We start from the raw sequence: 21,574 nt of genomic DNA, 5'->3' as shown, positions 1-21,574 counted from the left end.
GCACGAATCGAATGCTTATTATTGAAATAAAATCAGGCCTCCCACACCAGAGGTCAATCTCATGAACGAACCCTACGGCTTCATTCTCAAAGCCAAGACCCGTCCGGAAAAAGCCGAAGCGTTCGAAGCGCTGTTTCGCGCCTATGTCGAGCCAAGCCGTGCCGAGCCCGGTTGCATCGAGTACCACATGCTGCGCGACAAGGAAGACCCGAGCCTGTTCGTGTTCTACGAAATCTGGGCCAGCAAGGCAGCACTGGACGTGCACTCGGCACTGCCCCACATGCAGCAGTTCTTCGAACAGCGCATGGACTATCTGGAGCGTGATTTCGACATTCAGTTGGTCGAGATGCTCAGCCCGTCCTCGGCTAGCCGTTGAGCAACAGGTGCGCGCCGAGCACGGCCAGGCCAGTGAAGAAGCAGCGCTTGAACAGTGCGGCACTGATGCGCTGACGTAGCCACTGGCCGCCGAGCATGCCCAGCAGGGCTGGCGCCAGCACCAGCAGCGATGCCCCCAGCGTCTCGGCGCCGAGTGCATTCTGCCCGGCCAGGCCGATGGCCAGGGCCAGCGTCGAGACCGTGAACGACAGGCCCAGGGCCTGGACCATCTCGTCACGGCTCAGACCCAGGCTCTGCAAATAGGGCACCGCCGGAATCACGAACACACCGGTGGCCGCCGTCACCACCCCGGTGATCAACCCGCACACCGGCCCCAGCCACGCCTCCCGCCCGGCCGCCAGGCGCAGGCCAGGCCCGCACAGGCCATACAGGGCATACACCAGCAGCGCCCCGCCCAAGGCATGGGCTGCCCAAGGACCGCTGTCGATCCCAAGCCATACACTGCCAAGCAAGGTGCCTGCAAAAATCATCAGCAGCATCGGCCACAAGCGCCGCAGTAGGGCGAGCAGGTGCCCGCCGTCTGCCAGTTGCCAGAAGTTGGTCAGGGTGGAGGGCACGATCAGCAGCGCCGCAGCCTGCGCTGGAGGCATAGCCAGCCCGAGCAGGCCCATGGCAATGGTCGGCAGGCCCAGGCCTATTACGCCTTTCACCGCACCGGCCAGCAAAAAGGTCAGCACCACCAGCAGCGACAGCGCCGGCCCGATATCCTGATAGAAGCCAAGTAAGGTCGTCATGCCCCCATGCTGCCTGCGCTGCGGGCACCTGAAAATCTGCCATATACTGAGCCAGACTATTGCCCAGGCAGAGGCTCATGCATTTTGATCTGATCGACCTGCGACTGTTCCAGCACACCCTGGAGTGCGGCAACATCACCGCTGGCGCGCAGCGCAGCCACCTGTCACTGCCAGCCGCCAGTGCGCGAATCCGCTCGATGGAAGCGTCGCTCGGCACGCCCTTGCTCGAACGCAACCGCCGCGGCGTGCAGGCAACGCCGGCCGGCCAGGCCTTGCTGCAACATGCCCGCATGATCGGCCAGCAGGTCGAGCGTCTGCAGTTCGACCTGGCCCAGTACGCCCAGGGCCTGCAAGGCCAGGTGCGGCTGTTGTGCAACACCGCTGCCCTGAGTGAGTACCTGCCCGAATTGCTCGCGGGTTTTCTCGCCGACTATCCGGCCATTGCCCTCGATATCCAGGAGCTGCCCAGCCTGCGCATCGTCCAGGCCATCACCCAGGGCGCGGCGGACATCGGCATCATCTCCACCGCCGTCACCAGCGAGCACCTGCAGACCCTGCCCTTTCGCGACGACCCGCTGGTGCTGATCATGCCACCAGACCACCCCTTGGCCGCGCAGGACTCCCTGCGCTTTGCCGACGTCCTGGGCTATGGTTTCGTTGGCTTGTCGAGCGACAGTGCGCTGACCCTGCACCTGGAGGAACAGGCGCTGCACCTGGGCCGGCGCTTGCAGGTCCGGGTGCGAGCCGAGGGCTTTGACGGCATGATCCGCATGGTCGCTCATGGCGCCGGGCTGGGCGTGGTACCACTGGCCGCGGTGCACCGTTGGCAGGGCGTGCTGGCATTGCACAACGTGACACTCAAGGAACCCTGGGCCCAGCGCCAACTGATGCTGTGCGCCCGCGACTTCACCAGCCTGCCGGGACATAGCCTGGCGTTGGTGAACCACCTGCGTCCGTAGGAGATCGACAATGGATTTCACCCTCCCGCCCACCTTTTCCAGTGCAGTGGCAGAGCAACTGACCAAAGCCTGCGTGGTACTTGAACGTCACCTGGCCCACACCCTGCAGGCCGTTCACCTGTACGGCTCGGCCGTGGATGGCGGGCTCAAGCCGGCCAGCGACCTGGACCTGCTGGTGACCGTCGACGCGCCTCTGGCCGAGCCCGTTCGGATGGCGCTGATGAGCGAATTGCTCAGTGTTTCGGCGCCACCCGGCGAGCCGCTGCGGGCCCTGGAAGTGACCGTGGTGGTCAAGACCGATGTGCAGCCCTGGCGCTACCCGCCACGGCGCGAACTGCAATTTGGCGAATGGCTGCGCGACGATGTGCGGGCCGGCAAAATCGAGCTCGCCCAGTTCGACCCCGACCTGGCGATCCTGCTGAGCAAGGCCCGCCAGCACAGCTTCTGCTTGCTGGGCGTACCGGCTACAGCCTGGTTCGAACCGGTGCCCAAGGCCGACCTGGCCACGGCCTTCGCCGATACCCTGGCGCAATGGAATACGCCAGCCGATTGGCAAGGGGACGAGCTGACCGTGGTGCTGGCGTTGGCACGTATCTGGTTCAGCGTGGAGACGGGCACCATCGCGCCCAAGGACATTGCCGCAGCCTGGGTGCTGGAGCGACTGCCGCCAGTGCAGCGGGCCGTGCTGGGCCAAGCCCGGGACGCCTACCTTGGCAAGGCCACAGACAACCTTGCCGACAACCTCGATCAGGTGACGGCGTTCGTGCACTACTGCAAGGCGCGGATCGAGCGTTCGATGTCGAGTCCAGACAACTCGCCCCCGTCGATCGGGCCTATGGTGACTGACCTTTGAGCCGATCCATGGAGTTCACATGTCTGATTTCATCACCGTGCTGCGCGACACTTGCCCTACCCCCGTGCTGAACGCGACCAAGTGGAAACGCATCGGCGGCGACCCGCACACCGTGAATCTAAACGCCTACCTGTCCGAAGACGGCAGCAAGATCATGGGCACCTGGATCTGCACGCCGGGCAAGTTCGAGGTCAACTATGAAAAATGGGAGTACTGCCATTTTCTCGACGGCTATTGCGTGATCACCCCTGAAGGCGAACAGCCGGTGCATCTGAAGGCGGGGGATGTGTTCGTGATCGAACCGGGGATGAAGGGCACCTGGGAGGTGGTGGAGACGGTGCGCAAGTATTTTGTGTTTGCTTGAGAACGTTGATCGCGGGGCAAGCCACTCCTGCCGGTAGGAGCGGCTTGCCCCGCGATGCGTTTTTACTCCGGCTTGCGATACCCCTCGACAATCGCCGAGAAGTCCTTGCCGCCGTCACCTCGCAGGCTCATCGCCTGATACAGCTGCTGGGCCACAGCGCCCATGATCACTGGCTGGTGCGCCTGGCGTGCAGCTTCGGTGGCCAGCCCGAGGTCCTTGAGCATCAGTTCGGCACCGAAACCGCCGGTGTAGCCGCGCGACGCCGGGGCCGTCTCGATAATGCCCGGCCACGGGTTGTAGGTGTCCGAACTCCAGCAACGCCCGGTTGAGCTGTTGATGATTCCGGCCAGCACCTTGGTGTCGATACCCAGGGCATTGCCCAGGGCCATGGCTTCGGAGACGCCGACCATCGAGATGCCGAGCAGCAGGTTGTTGCAGATCTTGGCGATCTGCCCCGTGCCCACCGCACCGCAATGAACGATGTTGCGGCCCATCTGCGCCAGCACCGGCTGCAGGGTGGCGAACAGTTCGTCACTGGCACCGACCATGAAGGTCAGGGTACCGGCCGCCGCGCCACCGGTGCCGCCGGATACCGGTGCGTCAGCCAGGTCGACGCCCTGTTTGGCTGCCGCTGCCGCCACGTCACGGGCGGTCTGCGGGTCGATGGTGCTGCAATCGACCACTGGGGTCCCGGCTTTCACACCGGCCAGCACGCCGTCTTCGTTCAGGTACACGCCGCGTACATGGGCGGCGGCCGGCAGCATGGTGATGACCAGGTCGCTCTGTTGCGCGGCATCGCGCGGCGAGCTGCTGATCTGCCCGCCCAGTTCGGCAAGCTCGGCCAGCACAGTCTTATTCAGGTCGAACAGGTTCAGCTGATGCCCGGCCTTGATCAGGTTGCGCGCCATGGGCGCACCCATGTTGCCCAGGCCGATGAATGCAATACGCATGTTGAGCTCCTTAGCGCAGGCTGATGGTGGTGTTCACTCCGTCATTGACGCTGTCGTCATCGAACCAGCGACTGGTGACGGTCTTGGTCTGAGTGTAGAACTGCACCACCTGCTTGCCGTATGGGCCCAGGTCGCCGAGCTTGGAGCCGCGCGAACCTGTGAAGCTGAAGTAAGGGACCGGCACCGGGATCGGGATGTTGATACCGACCTGGCCGACGTCGATCTCGTTCTGGAACTTGCGCGCTGCCGCGCCGCTTTGGGTGAACAGACCGGTGCCGTTGCCAAAGGGGTTGCGGTTGACCAGGGCGATGGCTTCGTCGAGGGTGTCGACTTCCAGCACCACCAGCACCGGGCCGAAGATTTCCTGGGTGTAGATCTGCATGTCGGTGGTCACCCCGGAGAACAGGGTCGGCCCCACGAAGTTGCCTTGCTCGTAACCTGGCACGCTCACATCGCGGCCATCGAGCTCAAGGGTGGCGCCTTCCTTGATACCGCTTTCGATCAGGCCCAGGACACGCTCCTTGGCACGCTTGGAAATCAGCGGGCCGACGTCGGTGCCTGGCTCGCTGCCGGCATTGACCTTGAGCTTGGAAGCCAGCTCCTTGAGCTCCGGCAGCCACTCGCGGGCCTTGCCCACCAGCACGGCCACCGAGGTTGCCATGCAGCGCTGGCCGGCAGCGCCAAAGCCTGCACCGACCAGAGCGTTGAGGGTCTGGGTACGGTTGGCATCTGGCAGCACCACCGCGTGGTTCTTCGCGCCCATCATCGACTGCACGCGCTTGCCGTGCTGGCCGGCCAGGTTGTAGACGTGGGTGCCGACTTCGGTGGAGCCGACGAACGAGATGGCCTTGATGTCGGTGTGGGTGCACAGGGCATCGACTACCTGCTTGCCACCATGCACCACGTTGAGCACGCCGGCCGGTACACCGGCTTCCAGCGCCAGCTCGACCAGCATCATGGTCGACAGCGGGTCCTGTTCCGACGGCTTGAGCACGAAGGTATTGCCGCAGACGATGGCCATCGGGAACATCCACAGCGGAATCATCGCCGGGAAGTTGAACGGGGTGATTCCGGCGCATACGCCGATCGGCTGGCGCAGGGTGTAGGTATCGACGCCGCCTGCCACGTTCTCGGCAAATTCGCCCATTTGCAGGCTACCGATGCTGCAGGCGTGCTCGACCACTTCCAGGCCACGGAAAATATCGCCTTCGGCGTCGGCAATGGTCTTGCCCTGTTCGGCGCTGAGCACCACGGCGATGCGTTTGGAGTGTTCGCGGATCAGCGCCTGCAGCTTGAGCATGATGCGCATGCGGGCGCCGATCGGAGTGTCGCGCCAGGTCTTGAACGCACGCTGGCCGGCGGCAATGGCAGCATCGACTTCTTCGACAGTGGCGAACGGTACGCGGGCCAGCACTTGCTGGGTGGCCGGGTTGACCACGTCGCGCCATTCGCTGCTCTTCGATTCGACCCACTGGCCGTCGATCAACAGCTTGACCTGCTCGACCTTGGTCTGGCCGGGAGTGAGGGATGCGTTCATGTGGGCTCTCCTGAAATTGTTGTTAGGAAGAGAAGACGCCGCCGGGTTTGCCACGACGGACGCTTGGGTCTGGGGCTTGTTTTGGAGTATAGATGTGCAAAGATCCAATAAGAACGCACATAAAAACCGGACCAACATGCAAAAAAACATCACCTCGCTGGGGTCGCTGAACTGGGACGACCTCAAGTTTTTCCTCGAAGTGGCCCGTACCCGCAAGGCCAGTGCCGCCGCCAAGCGCCTGGGTGTGGACTACACAACGGTGTCCCGACGAATCAGTTCACTGGAAGTGTCGCTGGGCACGTTGCTGTTCGAAAAATCGCGGACCAACGGCTTTGTCCTGACCGCCGAGGGTCAGCGCCTGCTCAGCTATGCCGAGTCCATCGAAAGCACCCTGCACATGGCGTGCGAGCAGGTTTCGGGGTCGGGCGTGGCGTTGTCCGGGCATGTGCGCATGGGCTGCACCGAAGGCTTTGGCAGCTTTTTCGTCACCCCGCAGCTCAGTCATTTCGTCGACGCCTACCCGGCCATCTCGGTCGACATCCTGCCCCTGCCGCACTTCATCAGCCTGTCCAAGCGCGAGGCCGACATCGTCATCGCCCTGGAGCGCCCGGAGCACGGGCCGTATGTATGCTGCAAGCTGTGCGACTACCGCCTGCGCCTGTACGCCACCCAGGAATACCTGGACAGCCACGAGCCCATCACCCGCAGCAGCGACCTGGCCCGCCATCAGTTCATCAGTTATGTCGACGACCTGGCCTTCAGCTCCGAGCTGTTGTACCTGGCCAACGTGATCCCGACAGCCAGCGCCAACCTGCGCAGCACCAGCGTGATCGCCCAGTACGTGGCCGCCCAGCAGGGACGTGGGCTGGCGATACTGCCGTGCTTTCTGGCGGCGCAGGACCCGCGCCTGGTGGCGATACTGCCGGAGGAAGTGGAGATTACCCGGCAGTTCTGGATGTACTGCCGCGAAGACCTGCGCAAGCTCAAGCGGATCACCTTGTTGTGGGATTACATCCGCAACGTGACCGAGCAGAATCAGCGGCTGTTGATGGGGGAAAGTCGGGAGATGTTGTTTGCCGACTGACAGATCTTCAAGGAATCAGGTAGCCCCATCGTAAAGACCCCAGCAAGCCTTTACCAATGGTTTGTAACAGCGATTGATACGCGACCTGTAACAGCTCGACGCTTTCGTTCAGTGCCGCATGAGGATACTTCTACCCCTGAAATGACACGGAACACAGGAAAAACTCGGTACGATTTTGAGAATCTTCCTACAGGCTTGTCGATCCAGCATGGGATAGCGTCCTGTCGCACTTAAACGGCGAAACAGGGACGCTCAATGGCTCGTAACAAGGACTTACCACAGGTTTGGCAACATGCTGGCGGAGGTGGTGGCGGTGGTAATGGTGTCCGTTATCTACGCGACATGACACCAACCGAAATTGCCGAACGTGAGGCCAGACAAAAGCCATATGAGGCGATGCTTGCACGGCAACAGGCGTATGAAGACAGTCTGGTTAAGCCAGCTCAAAAGCAGGAACGGCCAATAGCAGGCCGCACTTTCACGAAACCTTGCACGCTGCCTAATGGGGTCATTAACCACGTCAGTCCCAGCGGAGCCATTCCCACCGATCCGGTTAGCCAATATGGCGGGTTTGCGTTGCTGGGTGGTCGTGAAACGGATGCACAAGGAAATATCCCGCTCAAGAAAATCAGTGGCGGCTTACCCGCCTCACTGGGAACACTTCTATTAGGCGGCGCCGCTGCCACTGCTGGCGGTGTTTCTTGTGGTGGTCTTTGTTCGGCTGGTGCTGTGACGTCCGGGGCTACTTCTGGTGTTGCTGCTGGTGCACTTGCGGGGGTGGTTGCATTGCTGTGGCCATCCAGCTTGGGCGACAGCAGCCTATATACAGAAGAACAGCTCCAGTCGCTTAAAGAAGGACGTACACGCGTCCGACTAACCGTTGAGCAGCAGGCCGATGGCACCTTAAAGGGTTACGGGTACAACACCCAGAAGCGCCGGGAATGGGAAATGATTCCCGTAGTGCAGTTCGTTGCTCAAGGCTCCCAGCAAGTGGCTGACTTTGGTGACGGCGTAACCTTGATATGGACACCAGCCGCTGACCCATCCAGCACGTTAGGAATTCCAGCGTTAGAAGGCGCACCACAGGCGCCCCAGATTTGGATTTATCCGCCCACCGAACAGGCTGATAACATCATCGTCAGCCCGATCTACCCGGACGCTTACAAAGATTTCATTTTGGTGTTCCCGGCTGATTCTGGTGTGCAGCCGTTGTACATCGTGATGAATGTCCGTAAGACCCCCGGCACCGTCACAGGTCAAGGAGAAGATATAGCTGGTATCTGGCTTATTGGGGCGAGTTCGGGGGTTGGCGTTCCGATACCAACAGACGTGGCGGACGCATTGAGAGGGCGCGAGTTCAAAAGCTTCGACGCATTCAGAGCCGCACTCTGGAAAGCTGTATCGGGATCGACAGCAGCGGACCAGTTCGTCAAACAGAGTGTTGGCCGCATGCGTACAGGTCGGGCACCCCGTGTGCGAAAAGCCGATAGAGTCGGAGGTAGATTGTCCTACGAGCTGCACCACCTCGAAAAGTATCAGAAGGCGGTGGCGTGTACGACGTGGATAACCTGCGAATCAACACACCGAGAAACCACATCGATCTTCACCGGAACGAATAGGCCAAACATGACGGATACCCTACTGAAAAACAGCTTTTCGGAGTACACCGAAGCCGAGTTTATCAAGCTGCTGGAAGAACTCGCCAAGGAAGACGAAGAAGCCGAAAACGATGATCGTGCTGACTTGCTCCTGTTGCACTTCGAGAAGGTAAGCGAGCACCCGGCAGGATCAGACTTGATCTACTATCCAGAGCCAGGAGCAGATAACTCCCCTGAAGGTGTGACGCAGATTGTAAAAGAATGGCGTGCGTCCAAGGGCTTGCCGGGATTCAAAGACGAACGAATAGATTGTGAGTGAGCGTATGGAACTTCGCCCTGATTTAATGCCCCCCGAACTGGACGAGTCCTTGGTTGCTCGACTGACGGGACTTTCTGAACAAATTGATTGCGGACATCCCGAACAAACTCGGGAGCAGTTGGTCGCGTTCAATAGAGAAGCCATGACCGAATTTGAATTCATCGACTTTCAGGGAATCTATGGTGGGCAAACCCACGACACTTGGGTTCGCAAGGTCTTAGCAACACCGTATGAACAGCGTGTGGCAGATGTAACCAAGCAGGAGCTGATAGAGCTGGCCCGAAGGGTAATGGAGTGCGATGGGGCCGAACACGACATTGATTTTTGGTTGCACATGCTGGAAATCAACATACCCAATGAGCGCGTATCCGATTTGATTTTTTGGCCAGACGAATACTTCGATGAAGCTGATTATCCGCAGGGACTATCGCCAGAGCAGGTGATAGAAATCGCGTTGAATGATAGAGATGTTGTGCTGTAGCGACAGCCCGCCCACACCGAAGGACTGTCATCCTGCACGGCGGTAAAACTGAAGGTGTGAGCGAGCTGGCGGCGATTGTATCAAAGAGAGAGTGTCAGATTTTGTGTGCTTGTCGTCGGCCTCACGGAGAAACGAGGTTTGTAACGGTGTTTGTAACAGCAGGTTGAGCTGCAAGGATACTCATAGCGGTTAGACCCTGTAATCATTGGGTTAACCTGAGTTCCTTGAAGTTCTGGATGTACTGCCGCGAAGACCTGCGCAAGCTCAAGCGCATCACCCTGTTGTGGGATTACATCCGCAACGTGACCGAGCGCAACGCGCCGCTGTTGATGGGCACGTCGCGCGCGATGAGCTTTGCCGATTAGTCGGAGGCGACGACGATGGACACCCGGCGGTTTTCCATGCGCCCGGCGCGGGAAGCGTTGCTGGCCACCGGCTCACTGCTGCCCTGGCCACGGGTTTCGACGTTTTCCGGGCGCATGCCGACCGAGGTCAGGACCTTGGCGACACTCTTGGCCCGGCGCAGCGACAGTTGCTCGTTGTAGGCGGCCTTGCCGGTGGAGTCCGTGTGGCCGTCGATTCGCACGCGCTGGATATCCACCGACAGCAGCGACTTGCCGATGCGTTCGACAATAGCCTGGCTCTGGCTGTTGAGCGAGTCGAGGTCGCTGCCGAACAGCACCTTGCCCGACAAGCCGAATTCCCAGCCTTCGTCGGTCAGACGAAAGCCTTCCTGTTTGAGTACGGCAATCTGCTCGGCCGTCAGTCCTTTGGGCGGCACACTCTGGCAACCGGTCAAGGCCAACAACGCCAAGGCCAGGAAGGCAAAGTGAAAACGCAGGTATCGACTCAAGTGTGTCACGGTTCAGCTCCTGTTTTTGGGATGGTCAGAGCACTCCGTCTCTGCCGTTTGCCACTGGCCACGCGTGGTACGCTTGGCCTGGTACATCGCCGCATCGGCGGCATTGAGTAAATCGGAAGGGCTGCGGCCGTCATCCGGGAAGTAGGCAATGCCGACGCTCAATGAGGTGACGATGCTTTTGCCCTCGGCCAAAGGGATCGGCTTGCGCATGCTGACGATGATCTTCTCGGCGATGCGCTGGGCATCCTCACGGCTGTGCAAGGGGGCCAGCAGCACCGCGAACTCATCACCCCCCAACCGCGCAACCAGGTCATTTTCCCGCAACTGCGAGCGCACCCGCGCCGCGACGCTGACCAGCACTTCATCACCGGCCGCGTGCCCGTAGTTGTCGTTGACCTCCTTGAAGTTGTCGCTGTCCAGGAACAGCAGCGCCAAGTGTTCCTGGTACTTGTTGGCATTGCGCACGGTGCGACTGAGCCGACCTTCGAAGAAGGCCCGGTTGGGCAGCCCGGTGAGGCTGTCGTGGCTGGCCTGGTGGGCGAGGCTCTCGTTCTCGCTCTGTAGGTGGTTTTGCCAGCTTTCAAGCTCGTCGAGCAGGGCATTGAAGTCGTTGCCCAGCTCATTGAGCTCGGCGATCTGCGCAGGCGGCACGCGCCGGTCGAAACTGCGCTCGCGGCGGGCGGCATGGGCCACCGTGGCCAGGCTGCGCAACGGGCCGACAATGTCGCCGAACAGGCGCCGCGACAGGTACAACGCGCCCAGCGCGCTCAACACCGTGGAGAGAATGATGCCGGCCAGGCCACTGAGCATGAAGCGCAACAGGCTGCCGCCCTGCCCCACCAGCTCGATTCGCCCGACCTGTCGGTCCTGATGCAGCACCGGCAGGATGATCGGCTCTTCCAGCAGGGCGCGGGCCACCCGCTGCTCGACCTGCGCCATCAGGCCGTCTTCGTTGCGCTGCCAGCGGGCGAGCAGCTCATTGCTGCGATTGAACACCTTGGCATCGGCGACCTCTTCGGTCGAGGCAATCATCGCCAGGGCTTCGTTGGCGGCGCTGCTGTCGTTGAACACCACGGCGGCTTCGACGGTGTAGTTGATCGAACGGGCGATCAGGTGCAGGTTGTGGTTGGCATAAACCCGCAATGCCAGCACGCCAAGTACGGTCAGTGAAATGCCCGCCAGGCCCACCGCCAGCAGCGCCACGCTCAAGTGCCGGCGGCCGAGTACCGAACGCAAGGTGGGGCGCTGGCGCCCCCGTATGAACCCCATCATGGCTGCCCCGCCCGGCGCCGCGACAACTGCAGCACACTGGGGTGGATACGCACGCCGCTGCGCGCCACCGAGTCGAGGTTGACGTCGAAGGCCACCTGCCGGTCGCTGACCCGCAAGCAGAACACACTACCGACGGTGCAGGGATCATTGGCCTCGCTGATGCTCAACACCGGGTGACCCGTGACAGCACTGAACAGCTGCTTGCGTTCATCCTGGCTCAACTGCCCCAGGTACATGGCGTCGCACTCGGTGACAATACGTGGATCGTTGGCCAACAGCCGGCGCACGGCTACCGGGCGCCCACTGGCCTGGGTGGTGCCCTTGACCAGATCGTCGGCGTATTCGGTAGGACCGACCAGGCACAAGCGCAGTTGCTCGGGCTCGACCGGCCAGCGCGCATAGCTGAGGATGCCCAGTACCACCTGAGTAACGGCTTTGGCGCGTTGCTCTGCCAGGGTCGAGGCGGAATTGGTTTCGGCGTGGGCCAGCGCTCCGAACATCAACGGCAACGCGGCCAGCAGCGAACGCCCCCGGCTCGTCACACGTCCCGGTGTCGGGGCGGCCACTTTCATGAAGGAAATCTCTTAAAGCACTGCAGGATACTGTCGCAACGATAGCACAACGGACGATTTGCCAGCGAGGGGGCAATCCGCGGTGGTCCGGCCATAAGCCGGACCGCCCCGGTCATACCTGTTTGAGCATCAACCCGGAGATACGCTTGACCTTGCGACGCACGGCGTCCTCGAACACCCCCTGGCGCGGCTCGATCAAGGTGAAGCAGGTCTTGGCCCGGGTGATCCCGGTGTAGATCAGCTCTTTGGTCAGCACCGGATTCAACGCATCGGGCAGTACCAGCGCTGTGTGGGTGAACTCCGAGCCCTGTGACTTATGTACCGTCATGGCATACACCGTTTCCACCTCGTTGAGCCGGCTCGGCAAGACAAAGCGCACGCCACCGCGACCATCGTTGCGGGCGAAGGCTATGCGCAGCACCGAGTGCCCGGGGTGCTGCTCATCCGGCAGGCGCAGGGCGATGCCGATATCGCCGTTCATCAAGCCCAGGCCGTAGTCGTTGCGTGTCATCAGCACCGGACGGCCTTCATACCAGGGCTGGTCGGCCGGAATCAGACCCGCCGCCACCAACACGCGGCCGACCCGCGCGTTGAGCCCTTCGACACCCCACGGCCCCTTGCGCACCGCACACAGCAGCTGGAATGTCTCGAAGCCCTGCAACACCGCCATGGCCCAGGTTTCCCAACGCGGATCATCGGCCGCAGTCCCCGGTGGCGGACGCTGCCGACCGATGATCTGCAAGTAGCTTCGGTAGCCCTGGGGGCCTTGTTCGCCACGGCCCAGGCCTTCCAGCAGCAGGCGATCCAGGGCGCGATCCTGCTCGCCACGAAGACTCAGGCCAAACACGTCATCCAGTTTGTCCTTGAGCAACGCGCGGGCCTGGTCGGCGTCTTGCTGATTGACCAGGCGCGCCAGGCGGCCGATACCGCTGGTTTCACCAAAACGCCGGGAAAACCGCAACATCACCACCTGTTGTGCCAACGGAAACTGCTCGGCCGTGCCCGTTTCGAGCCCGCTGGCGGCCAGCGTCTCGCCGCTGACCTGCTCAAGCCACGCCTGGGTCTGCGCACTGTAGCGCCCCGCCTCGGCGTCTCGGCACAGGTCGCCCAGTACCGCACCGGCCTCTACCGACGCCAACTGGTCCTTGTCACCCAGCAACACCAGCCGCGCATGGGGCGGTAGCGCTGCCAGCAGGTTGGCCATCATCTCCAGGTCGATCATCGATGCTTCGTCGACCACCAGCACATCCAGCGGCAGGGGGTTGCCGGCATGGTGGTGAAAATGCCGCGAACCCGGGCGGCTGCCCAGCAGGCGGTGAACGGTGGACACATCGGTGGGAATGCTCATCCGCACTTGCGCGGCAACCGCCAGGCGCTCCACCTGCTGGCCGATGGACTCGGTCAACCGCGCCGCCGCCTTGCCGGTGGGCGCTGCCAGGCGAATGCGCAAAGGACGCCCCGCCTCCACGGCCGGGGCTTGCAGCAAGGCCAGCAAGCGCACCACGGTAGTGGTCTTGCCGGTGCCGGGGCCGCCGGTAATGATGCTGAAGGCACCGCGGGTGGCCAGGGCACAGGCGAGCTTCTGCCAATCCACCTGCCCTGCCAGATCGCCACCCGCGAACAGTTGCGCCAGGCGCGTCGGCAAATCGGCCGGGCTGGGCTCTATCTGCTCCAGACGTTGATGCAGGGCGCGGTCGATACTGCGCTCGTAAGCCCAGTAACGACGCAGGTACAGGCGCTGGCCGCTGAGCACCAGGGGGCGCGACACGTGCTCGGGATGGTCCGCATCGGCCACCAGGGCGCTGCTGGCCAACCGCTGCAACCAAGTGCCCAGCACCAGGCGTTCGAGCAGTTGCGAGGGCAGCAGCAACGGGCCAGCCAGGGCATCGCCTTCCGGCGGCAAGGACAGGGCAAAATCAGGCTCGGCCAGGGTTTCCCCCAGGTCCAGGCACACATGCCCATGACCCAACTGATGACTGGCCAAGGCAGCGGCCAGTATTACCAGCGAATCGCTGCCTGGCTCGCGCTCCTGCAAAAAGCCGACGAAGGCACGGTCCAGGGCACGCAGCCAACCCCGCTCGACCCAACGATCGAGCAGGGCCAACAGGTCGGCACTGTTGCTCAACGGCTCGAGCGCGGCCAGGTGCCGGGCATCAAGCGGTGTCGGCAACAGGTCGTCGAGGGTACGGCTCATGATGCATCTCCCAGGAACAGGTCGTGTTGTTGCAAGGTGCTCACGCCGCGGAACAGGTCATCGAGGCGCTCGATCAGCTCCCGTGGCGGCTTGACGAAGTACAGGCCGCCCGACGCCGCATGCACGCCGCGCAGAAACACGAACAATGCCCCGCCTACGTGCAGGTCGTAGTCATAGTCCGACAGGCGCGCCCGCAACTGGCGGTGCAGGGCCAGCAGGTACAACACATATTGAAGGTCGTAGCGGTGGGCGAGGACCGCCGCCTCCATCGCCTGCTCGCTGTAGGCCATGTCATCCGGACCTAGCCAGTTGGATTTGTAGTCGGCCACGTAGTAGCGCCCGTCATGCTCGAAGGCCAGGTCGATGAAGCCTTTGAACATGCCGTTGAGCTGGGCCGGCTGAGCGGCGACCCGACTCATGCCCTGATGGGTGAACTCGCAGACCAACCGATCCAGCTGCCCCACATCGACCTTGTGACTGGCGAACCAGAACTCCATTTCGATCTGGTACCCGGATAATTGATTCAGGGCCACAGGAGGGCTGTGCGGCGCCAGGTTCATGGGCTGCACCAGCAGCGTCTGCAGCCACGAGGTCAGGGTGTTGATCCAGCCCGTCCAGTCACGCCGGTTGCAGCGTTGGCCCACGGTGCGCTGCAGTTTTTCAGGCTCGGCCGTGACCTGCTCAAACCCTTCGTGCCCCGCCCATTCAAGCAGGCCATGAAGGAAGGTCCCGGGGTTCGGGCCGCGAGGGAATCGGTGGATATCACCGCTGCCGGGCGCCACTTCACGCAGTTGTTGCGGATCGGGCCGCTCGTCGTCGAGCAGGTGCTGAGCCTGGGAGCTGTCGGCGGTCAGTGACAGCAACTGTTCACCGATACGCAAGGCACTGTACGAGGCGATCCACCAGTTCTCCGCGGCGCGGCGCTTGGGCTGACGCACTGGCAGCAACTCGGCCAGGTTGGCCGGCGCGCAGAACGTCTGCTCATCGACCGTCGGCGGTGCGCTGCTGCTGATCGCCGGGCAGCCGGCCTGCAGCGCGTTCAGCCACTCACCCAACTGGGCCGAGCTCGCCAGCGGCGCCCCGCCACCGAGCAGGTAACCCAGGGCCGAACGGTGCAGCACCGAGGTTTTTACATTGCCGCGCTTGAGGTCGGCCACACCCAGCCAACAGGCGTGCTGGGCACGGGTCAGGGCGACATAGAGCAGACGCAGGTCTTCAGCCAGGCGCTCATCGTCGGCAAGGGCGATCTGCTCGGCGTCCGGGGTCAGGGTCAAGTGAGCCTGGCCTTCGCTGTCATGCCAGGCCAGGGGGACTTTCTGGCCATCCACCGGCTTGCTGGAGCAGATGAACGGCAGGAACACCAACGGGTATTCCAGGCCTTTGGATTTGTGGATGGTCACCACCTTGACCAATTGCTCGTCGCTTTCAAGCCGCAGGATCTGCTCTTCACCCGCCTGCCCGACGCTGGCCAGGTGCTCGCCCAGGTGACGGATCAATGCCTGTTCGCCGTCCAGCTCGGTGGCGGCCTGTTGCAGCAATTCGGCCAGGTGCAGCAGGTTGGTCAGGACCCTCTCGCCGTCGCTGTGCGCCATCAATACCCGGGGCAGTTCGAAGTCGTGAAGCAGGCGCCGCAGCATCGGCAGCACGCCCTGGCTGCGCCAGATCATCCGGTATTGGCGAAACTCCATGACCCAGCGCTCCCAGACCCGCTCATCCTGGTTCAACTGCTCCAGGTCCGTGAGCGGCAAGTTGAGCGTCACGCTGGCCAGCGCCGCCTTGAGCAGGCGCTCGGCGTCCGGCTCGGCACAGGCCTTGAGCCAGCTCAGCAGGTCCTTGGCCTCCTGGGCAGCGAACACCGAGTCCTTGTCCGAGAGGTACACGCTGCGCACATCGCGGGCCGCAAGCTCGGCGCGAATCAACTGTGCCTCGTGGCCATCGCGCACCAGAATGGCGATGTCCGAGGGCATGCAGCCACGCAATGGCTGATCGTCTTGGACAAAACCGCTGCGGCCCTGCTGCCCGCCATTGAGCAAGGCAACGATCTGGCTGGCGCAGCTGGCGGCCAGCTGTTGGCGGTATATGGCACCGGACACCGGTTCCCCGCTGGTCAGTTGCCAGAGGTTCAATGCCGCAACCGGCTGCCCGTCGACCTGCAACTGCTCGCTACGACCTTTGGCCTTGACCTCTACAAAGGGCACCGGGTTGTCATCACCGTCGCGAAACAGGAACGCACCACGTCCAAGCTCCCGAGTCTCGGCCTGCATGAACACGTGATTCACCGCAGTGACCATGGCCTGGCTGGAACGGTAGTTGGTGTCCAGGCTGTGCAAGCGCCCGGCGGTGGCCCGGCGAGCCCCCAGGTAGGTGAAGATATCGGCGCCCCGGAAGGCGTAGATGGCCTGCTTGGGGTCGCCGATCATGAACAGGCCGGTGTCGTGCAGGTTTTCCTCGATGCGGTAGATACGCTGGAAAATCCGGTACTGCACCGGGTCGGTGTCCTGGAATTCGTCGATCAGGGCCACCGGGAACTGCTCGCGGATCAAGCCCGCCAGCCGCTCACCGGTGTCGCTGTGCAGGGCATGGTCGAGGCGCAGCAGCATGTCATCGAAGCCCATTTCGGCACGCCGACGCTTTTCGGCTTCAAAGCGGGCGCCGACCCAGACGGCAGCGTGCTCGAGCAGACAGGCATCTGCCGTTGGCAAGCCCTGGAGCTGCTGGCCAAGACTCTCCATGGCCTGCAATGCCGGATGCTCCGGCGGCTCGCCCTTCCAGGCTTCGGCCATACCGGCGCGGGTCAGGCGGGTGAAACCCGTGCCCAGGTCAAGATCCAGCGCCTGTTCATCGGTCGCCCAGGCCGCCAGTTTTTCGCACCAGGGTTCGAAGAAGCGCGCCTGCATCTTGCGTCCATCGACCTGCTTGGCGGCGACGCCGTCACGGCAGATCTGCAGCAGCTCGCCCGCCCACTGCGCCCAGGGCGCCTTGAGCGTGCGCAGTTGTTCGGTACGTTGCTGCAACACCGCTTCGATCAAGGCCTGGGGTTCTTCATCGTTGCTCAGGATGCGCTGGCGGCCGAACAGCGCTCGCACCCGCGGCAGCAAGGCCTGGGGGCTGATCCAGTGGGCGCGAACCCAGGCCAGGGCCTCACCTTGCATCCCGTAGCAGAACCGGCGCCAGTAATCGCGCATGACCTGGCCGAGCAGTTCGCTGTGGTCGGTTTCCAGGCTCTGGGTGAACAGGCTGCCGCTGTCAAACGCATGCTCGCGCAGCATGCGCTGGCACCAGCTGTGGATTGTCGATACGGCGGCCTCGTCCATCCATTGCGCGGCAACGTCCAGGCGATTGGCGCAGCCCCCCCAGAGGTCGGGCGAATAATCGTCGCGCAGTTGCTGGAGCAGCGGATCCGCCTCTTGCAGCTCGCCGCGAAAGTACCGTGCAGCTTCAGCCAGGCGGGTGCGGATACGCTCGCGCAGCTCCTTGGTGGCCGCATCGGTGAAGGTCACTACCAGAATCTGTGGCGGCAACAACTCACGACCAAACCCCTGCTCGCCGCCATGTCCGAGCACCAGGCGCAGGTACAACGCCGAAATAGTGAACGTCTTGCCGGTACCGGCGCTGGCCTCGATCAGTTGGCTGCCATGCAAGGGAAAGGTCAGAGCCAGGGGTGCTACGCGACTCATTGGCCGCCCTCCTCATTGTCCAGGGTCTGCCAGGGCGCTTCGAACATCGGACGGTACAAGGCTTCACACCAGCCTTCGAATTCTTCACTGGCATTCAAGGCGGCAAAATCGGCGAACTGACGGGCCAATGCGGTGCTTTCGCTACGCTCGCCAGCGCTGTTTCGACCATCCCCGTCGTATTGCTTGATGGCCGCGGCCCAGGCTTTCTCGGGATCACTCTGGGCCAGCCAGGCAAAGGCCGTCTTCACGGCCACCGGTAGCGGAGCGCACATCCCTGCCTGGCGCGCCAGCAGCAGGTAGCCCAGCAGTTCCGCCGCACGGGCCTGCTCGATGGGGGCCAGTAGCAGGGTGACGTCAGTGGCCACCACCGCACTGTGCAACGGCAGGCCGACGGCGCAGGCGGCCAGGTGGACCACCCAGGTCGAGGTCAGCCGATGCCACTTTCGCGTGCGCCCGCTGCTGATGCTGTTAGGCACGGTGGTAATGCTCAGCAGGGATTGATCGTCACGTTGATAGACACGGCCGAGCCACCCCTCCAAGGCAAGCTGGCGGTACTCGAAACGGATCGGCAAGGCGCTGTCCAGCGGGATAGGCCATTGGCTGAGCAACTGCTGGTGACGCTGCAGCAGGTCCGGCAACGGCTCGATCAGCTCCGCCTGCAGGCACTCACCGAAGCCGGCCAGGGGCAGCATCCCGCTACCCTGCAAACGTCGGGCTTGGGCATGCAGCGCCTGAGGCGCATCGCTTGGTGCTGCGAGCGCCGCCTCCAGCAGGCTCGCGCTCAGGCTGTAGCGTTGCAGGGCGTCTAGCACGAACGGCTCTTCGTCCGGCACTGGCGCCTCCACGGACTCGAAGAACACCTTCAGGCGCTGGCTGAAGAAGTGCTGCACGGGGCGGCGCAGGAAGTCTTGCAGCAAGGTCAGGCTCAACGCTTCGTCACTGACGTAGGGCGGCAACTCATCCTCGACCTTGGCCGGCGTGTCGGCTGGCCGGTGCAGTGAATGCCATTCACGGGCATAGCTGAACAAGGGACTGCCCTTGACGTAGTAGCGACTACTGAACGGTTGCAGCGGATGCTCGATCGTCAGGGCGTGCAGCAGTTGTTCTCCGGCATCGAGCTTGCCGCCGGCTTGGGCGCCGGCAAGGCGCCACCCGGCGGCCAGGTGGTCGCGCAATTGGCCGATCAGAACCGAGGCTGGACGCTCGCTGTTGTCGCGGATGCTGCGACCGACCCAACTGACATACAACTGTTCACGCGCCGAAAGCAGTGCCTCGAGCAACAGGTAGCGATCATCTTCGCGGCGCGAGCGGTCACCGGGGCGGTAATCGCTGCCCATCAGGTCGAAATCCAATGGCGGTTGCGCACGCGGGTAGTCGCCATCGTTCATGCCCAGCAGGCACACCACCTTGAACGGAATCGCACGCATCGGCATCAGCGTGCAGAAGTTGACCGAGCCGGCCAGGAAACGCTGGGACAGACGCCCCTGGTCAAGCCCGGCCAGCCAGGCTTCGCGCACTACCGTCAGCGGCAGCAGGTCTTGCAGCGCGACCGACTCACAGGTCTGCAGCCAGGTTTCGCGCAGGGTCTGCAACTGCACTAGAAGGTAATCGTCGTGTTCGTTTTCAGCGAGGAAGAAAACCTGCAACAAGGCATGCAGGCGCTCGCCCCAGTGCGTGGCGGTCGCTGGTTGGGAAAGCTGCTGGTAGGCCACCTCCAGGGCATCGAGCAAGGCCACCAGCGGACCGATCAACGCCGCATCCAGACCGCCGATTTCATCGTACGGCTCGATGCCATCGCAGGCCTCGCCGACACCGACGGCATAGCCCAGCAGCATGCGGCGCAGACCGAATCGCCAGCTGTTCTGCTCCAGGTCGGCGGGCAAGCCCAGGCTCGCTCGCTGCTCGGCATTGAGCCCCCAACGGATACCGGCGCCTTCGATCCAGCGATGCAGGGTCGGCAGGTCGCTTTCCTTGATGGCGAACCGGGCGCGCAAGGCCGGGACGTCGAGCAGATCGAGCACTTCACTGACCGAGAAGCGGCTCTCGGGCAACTTGAGCAGGTGCTCCAGGGCAATCAGCAACGGATCGCGTCCGCGCTGCCCCTGGTCAGTGAGGGTGTAGGGAATGTAGCGGGCATCATCACGCTCCAGCTGGCCGAACACGGCGCGAATGTGCGGGGCGTAGGTGTTGATGTCCGGCAGCATGACAATGACATCACGAGGGCGCAGGTACGGGTCGGCGCTGAAGCGGGCCAGCAACTGGTCGTGCAGTATCTCGACTTCACGCTGCGGGCTGTGGGCGACATGGAAGCGTACCGAACGATCCTTGGCAGGATCGACGTCTGGCCAGCGCTCGCGGGTTTCGGCCAGCGGGCGCAACTCGAGGATGTCGTCCTGCAGTTCGTTAAGCAGGGTCTTGGGGTCGCTTTCGCTGAACAGGTCGATGCGGCCTTCACTGAACGCGGCGCGGTAGCTACCGGGATCGTCATAGCTGTCGAGCAGGTTGATGTAGTCGCGCCCTTGCTTGCCCCAGGCGGCCAACAGCGGATGGGCGTGCTGGTGCAGGGATTGGGCGTCGATCAGGCTGGGCATGCCTTGCTTGCGCTGCTGGCGTTTGTACTGGTGGCGGAGCAAGTCTTTGTCGGCAACGATATCGGCCCAGTGGTGACGACAAGGGTTATGCACGCAGAGCAGCACCTGGCTGAAGCGGGCAAGGCCGGCCAGCGCTTCCAGCGCTTGTGCCGGTAACGAGGAAATACCGAAGACGATCACCCGTGAAGGAAGCCCTGGCGGCGCCTGTTCAAGGCTGTTGATGCGTTCGACAAAGCGTTGGTGTACGCCGGCGCGGCTCTGGGCCATGCCCTCTTCCCCGACATCCACCAGCAATGTCCGCCAGAGCTCGGCTTGCCAGCAATTGGCTGGCGGCAGCGGCTTGGTTTCGCCTCTGGCAGTGTTCAGTACATGCCGGCCAGCCGCCCAATCCTTGAGCCAGTCGGCCCGGTACACCTGGTATTGGTCGAACAAATCGGCAAGGCGTTCGGCAAGCTGATAGCGCTTGCGCAGATCGCTGTCGTCATTGAGGAAGCGCTGCAGGGGTTCGAAGTGCGGCAGGTCGATGACTTCGGGTAGCAGGCGCATCAGTCGCCAGGTCAGGGGGGCTTTGTCGAGCAGCGACACTTCCGGGATCTCGTCGCGACCGAGCACGCGGCGGTACAACTGCCACATGAAGCTACCGGGCAGTTGCACTTCGATCGCCGCCGCGATGCCACAACCGCCTGAATCATCGTCTTCGGGATCTTCAGCCAGAGCCAGTTTCAGCCACTGGGCGATACCGTTGCTCTGCACCAGGGCAATCTCGTTTTCCAGCGGCTTGAGGGGGTAACGCCGCATCCAACTGACAACCAGGCTGCGCAATTCATCCAGGCGATTGCCGTGGACCACCATGAATCCTGGAAGTAATGGATTTACGTGCGGCATTGGACATCCTTGAGGCTGTGCGGACAGGGGGAAACCATATCATGAGGAAGCGGCGCTGCGATTGCAGGCCCGGAAAAGACAAAACCCCTACCTACGCAGATAGGGGTTTCGGAATTTAATCTTGACGATGACCTACTCTCACATGGGGAAACCCCACACTACCATCGGCGATGCATCGTTTCACTGCTGAGTTCGGGATGGGATCAGGTGGTTCCAATGCTCTATGGTCGTCAAGAAATTCTGTTG

The 21,574-nt window shown here is 62.6% G+C and carries 16 protein-coding genes, 1 rRNA gene and 2 pseudogenes; 9 read left to right on the top strand and 10 right to left on the bottom strand.

The features are described from left to right. The first annotated feature begins 61 nt into the window (after positions 1 to 61). Positions 62 to 376 (top strand): putative quinol monooxygenase, encoded by a 315-nt coding sequence (locus NPS58_RS22900; RefSeq protein WP_274117531.1) that lies wholly within the window; start codon positions 62 to 64, stop codon positions 374 to 376. Here the strand turns inward: NPS58_RS22900 and NPS58_RS22895 are convergent. Further along, complete coding sequence (locus NPS58_RS22895; protein ID WP_274117530.1) at positions 366 to 1,130, bottom strand: sulfite exporter TauE/SafE family protein; 765 nt, start codon at positions 1,128 to 1,130, stop codon at positions 366 to 368. The two genes, NPS58_RS22900 and NPS58_RS22895, sit on opposite strands and share 11 nt — an antisense overlap. Before the next feature lie 77 nt (positions 1,131 to 1,207). On the opposite strand from NPS58_RS22895, the gene NPS58_RS22890 reads away from it, so the two are divergent. From NPS58_RS22890 to NPS58_RS22880, 3 genes are read left to right on the top strand one after another with little or no spacing between them, the layout of a single operon-like run. Then, entirely contained in the window at positions 1,208 to 2,089 is an 882-nt protein-coding gene (locus tag NPS58_RS22890; RefSeq protein WP_274117529.1) for a LysR substrate-binding domain-containing protein, read from the top strand. A 10-nt stretch (positions 2,090 to 2,099) separates the two neighbouring features. Beyond that, positions 2,100 to 2,942, top strand: a complete 843-nt coding sequence (locus NPS58_RS22885; protein WP_274117528.1) for an aminoglycoside adenylyltransferase family protein — start codon at positions 2,100 to 2,102, stop codon at positions 2,940 to 2,942. 19 nt (positions 2,943 to 2,961) lie between these two features. Next, positions 2,962 to 3,306 (top strand): cupin domain-containing protein, encoded by a 345-nt coding sequence (locus tag NPS58_RS22880; RefSeq protein WP_038614945.1) that lies wholly within the window; start codon positions 2,962 to 2,964, stop codon positions 3,304 to 3,306. A 62-nt stretch (positions 3,307 to 3,368) separates the two neighbouring features. On the opposite strand, the gene mmsB is transcribed toward NPS58_RS22880, so the two are convergent. Both mmsB and NPS58_RS22870 read right to left on the bottom strand, forming a co-directional pair. After that, positions 3,369 to 4,256 carry a 3-hydroxyisobutyrate dehydrogenase gene (gene mmsB, locus NPS58_RS22875; protein WP_274117527.1) on the bottom strand — a complete coding sequence of 296 codons (888 nt, stop codon included), beginning with the start codon at positions 4,254 to 4,256 and terminating at the stop codon, positions 3,369 to 3,371. Positions 4,257 to 4,266: 10 nt separating this feature from the next. Then, complete coding sequence (locus tag NPS58_RS22870) at positions 4,267 to 5,793, bottom strand: CoA-acylating methylmalonate-semialdehyde dehydrogenase (RefSeq protein WP_274117526.1); 1,527 nt, start codon at positions 5,791 to 5,793, stop codon at positions 4,267 to 4,269. Between the two features lie 136 nt (positions 5,794 to 5,929). Between NPS58_RS22870 and NPS58_RS22865 the strand changes: the two genes are divergently transcribed. The 5 genes and pseudogenes from NPS58_RS22865 to NPS58_RS22845 all read left to right on the top strand — a co-directional run. Continuing rightward, positions 5,930 to 6,877, top strand: a complete 948-nt coding sequence (locus tag NPS58_RS22865; protein ID WP_274117525.1) for a LysR family transcriptional regulator — start codon at positions 5,930 to 5,932, stop codon at positions 6,875 to 6,877. 255 nt (positions 6,878 to 7,132) lie between these two features. Then, positions 7,133 to 8,496: pseudogene (locus tag NPS58_RS22860) on the top strand (S-type pyocin domain-containing protein). Between the two features lie 7 nt (positions 8,497 to 8,503). After that, complete coding sequence (locus tag NPS58_RS22855) at positions 8,504 to 8,794, top strand: bacteriocin immunity protein (protein ID WP_274117524.1); 291 nt, start codon at positions 8,504 to 8,506, stop codon at positions 8,792 to 8,794. Continuing rightward, a complete protein-coding gene (locus NPS58_RS22850; RefSeq protein ID WP_274117523.1) occupies positions 8,787 to 9,275 on the top strand; it encodes a hypothetical protein in 489 nt (162 codons plus the stop codon). Before NPS58_RS22855 ends, NPS58_RS22850 begins: the two co-directional genes overlap by 8 nt. Before the next feature lie 227 nt (positions 9,276 to 9,502). Further along, positions 9,503 to 9,640, top strand: a pseudogene (locus NPS58_RS22845) (LysR family transcriptional regulator); the annotation flags it as partial. Here NPS58_RS22845 and NPS58_RS22840 read toward each other — a convergent pair. The 7 genes from NPS58_RS22840 to rrf all read right to left on the bottom strand — a co-directional run bounded on the left by NPS58_RS22840 (position 9,637) and on the right by rrf (position 21,563). After that, positions 9,637 to 10,137 (bottom strand): OmpA family protein, encoded by a 501-nt coding sequence (locus NPS58_RS22840; RefSeq protein WP_274117522.1) that lies wholly within the window; start codon positions 10,135 to 10,137, stop codon positions 9,637 to 9,639. The pseudogene NPS58_RS22845 and the gene NPS58_RS22840 sit on opposite strands and share 4 nt — an antisense overlap. 3 nt (positions 10,138 to 10,140) lie before the next feature. Beyond that, positions 10,141 to 11,406: a diguanylate cyclase domain-containing protein gene (locus NPS58_RS22835; RefSeq protein ID WP_425313112.1), complete on the bottom strand. Its 1,266-nt coding sequence runs from the start codon at positions 11,404 to 11,406 to the stop codon at positions 10,141 to 10,143. After that, positions 11,406 to 11,981: a YfiR family protein gene (locus tag NPS58_RS22830; protein WP_274117520.1), complete on the bottom strand. Its 576-nt coding sequence runs from the start codon at positions 11,979 to 11,981 to the stop codon at positions 11,406 to 11,408. Before NPS58_RS22830 ends, NPS58_RS22835 begins: the two co-directional genes overlap by 1 nt. Positions 11,982 to 12,093: 112 nt before the next feature. Continuing rightward, on the bottom strand, positions 12,094 to 14,175 hold the full coding sequence (recD, locus tag NPS58_RS22825) for an exodeoxyribonuclease V subunit alpha (protein ID WP_274117519.1): 2,082 nt from the start codon (positions 14,173 to 14,175) through the stop codon (positions 12,094 to 12,096). After that, the gene (gene recB, locus NPS58_RS22820) at positions 14,172 to 17,852 is read right to left on the bottom strand and encodes an exodeoxyribonuclease V subunit beta (RefSeq protein WP_274117518.1); all 3,681 of its coding nucleotides are present in this window, start codon (positions 17,850 to 17,852) and stop codon (positions 14,172 to 14,174) included. The genes recD and recB overlap by 4 nt, the downstream gene beginning before the upstream one ends. Continuing rightward, entirely contained in the window at positions 17,849 to 21,328 is a 3,480-nt protein-coding gene (gene recC / locus NPS58_RS22815) for an exodeoxyribonuclease V subunit gamma (protein ID WP_274117517.1), read from the bottom strand. Before recC ends, recB begins: the two co-directional genes overlap by 4 nt. A 119-nt stretch (positions 21,329 to 21,447) precedes the next feature. Continuing rightward, positions 21,448 to 21,563: ribosomal RNA gene (gene rrf / locus NPS58_RS22810) — 5S ribosomal RNA — on the bottom strand. Positions 21,564 to 21,574 lie beyond the last annotated feature (11 nt).

It is taken from the genome of Pseudomonas putida (assembly GCF_028682455.1).
Taxonomy (GTDB): Bacteria; Pseudomonadota; Gammaproteobacteria; order Pseudomonadales; family Pseudomonadaceae; genus Aquipseudomonas; species Aquipseudomonas putida_AA.
This window is presented reverse-complemented; position numbering and strand designations above follow the sequence as displayed.

Bases quoted from the DNA above. Each gene is read 5' to 3' on its own strand.
- recC (WP_274117517.1), bottom strand. From the start codon at position 21,328: ATGCCGCACGTAAATCCATTACTTCCAGGATTCATGGTGGTCCACGGC.
- mmsB (WP_274117527.1), bottom strand. From the start codon at position 4,256: ATGCGTATTGCATTCATCGGCCTGGGCAACATGGGTGCGCCCATGGCG.
- NPS58_RS22885 (WP_274117528.1), top strand. From the start codon at position 2,100: ATGGATTTCACCCTCCCGCCCACCTTTTCCAGTGCAGTGGCAGAGCAA.
- NPS58_RS22890 (WP_274117529.1), top strand. From the start codon at position 1,208: ATGCATTTTGATCTGATCGACCTGCGACTGTTCCAGCACACCCTGGAG.
- NPS58_RS22835 (WP_425313112.1), bottom strand. From the start codon at position 11,406: ATGGGGTTCATACGGGGGCGCCAGCGCCCCACCTTGCGTTCGGTACTC.
- NPS58_RS22830 (WP_274117520.1), bottom strand. From the start codon at position 11,981: ATGAAAGTGGCCGCCCCGACACCGGGACGTGTGACGAGCCGGGGGCGT.
- NPS58_RS22895 (WP_274117530.1), bottom strand. From the start codon at position 1,130: ATGACGACCTTACTTGGCTTCTATCAGGATATCGGGCCGGCGCTGTCG.
- recB (WP_274117518.1), bottom strand. From the start codon at position 17,852: ATGAGTCGCGTAGCACCCCTGGCTCTGACCTTTCCCTTGCATGGCAGC.
- NPS58_RS22900 (WP_274117531.1), top strand. From the start codon at position 62: ATGAACGAACCCTACGGCTTCATTCTCAAAGCCAAGACCCGTCCGGAA.
- NPS58_RS22865 (WP_274117525.1), top strand. From the start codon at position 5,930: ATGCAAAAAAACATCACCTCGCTGGGGTCGCTGAACTGGGACGACCTC.
- recD (WP_274117519.1), bottom strand. From the start codon at position 14,175: ATGAGCCGTACCCTCGACGACCTGTTGCCGACACCGCTTGATGCCCGG.
- NPS58_RS22870 (WP_274117526.1), bottom strand. From the start codon at position 5,793: ATGAACGCATCCCTCACTCCCGGCCAGACCAAGGTCGAGCAGGTCAAG.
- NPS58_RS22880 (WP_038614945.1), top strand. From the start codon at position 2,962: ATGTCTGATTTCATCACCGTGCTGCGCGACACTTGCCCTACCCCCGTG.
- NPS58_RS22855 (WP_274117524.1), top strand. From the start codon at position 8,504: ATGACGGATACCCTACTGAAAAACAGCTTTTCGGAGTACACCGAAGCC.